The organism is Pantoea sp. S62 (genome assembly GCF_016658625.1).
Lineage (GTDB): Bacteria > Pseudomonadota > Gammaproteobacteria > Enterobacterales > Enterobacteriaceae > Pantoea > Pantoea vagans.
Genome location: NZ_JACVVI010000071.1, coordinates 1 through 264, shown reverse-complemented (window position 1 = coordinate 264; position 264 = coordinate 1). Strand labels below are relative to the sequence as shown.

The following is a 264-nucleotide window of genomic DNA, read 5'->3' as shown; positions in this document are numbered from 1 at the left end:
TTAAAGAGCAAATATCTCAAACGCGGCCCGGCTGCTTACGCAACCAAATCGGTTTTGAGATACTGTATGGAGACACCTTTCACCTGTCACCAAGCAGGTGGCGTCCCCTAGGGGATTCGAACCCCTGTTGCCGCCGTGAAAGGGCGGAGTCCTAACCGCTAGACGAAGGGGACACGATAGTGTCACGACTTCGCAGCCGTCCTGCTCATTACTTTTTTATCAGACAATCTGTGTGGACACTGCGCGGGAAGGTATCTTCAGGTA

At 52.7% G+C, this 264-nt stretch carries 1 tRNA gene; it reads right to left on the bottom strand.

The features are described from left to right. Window positions 1-98: 98 nt before the first annotated feature. A tRNA-Glu gene (locus IBT54_RS24975) sits at window positions 99-173 on the bottom strand. Window positions 174-264 lie beyond the last annotated feature (91 nt).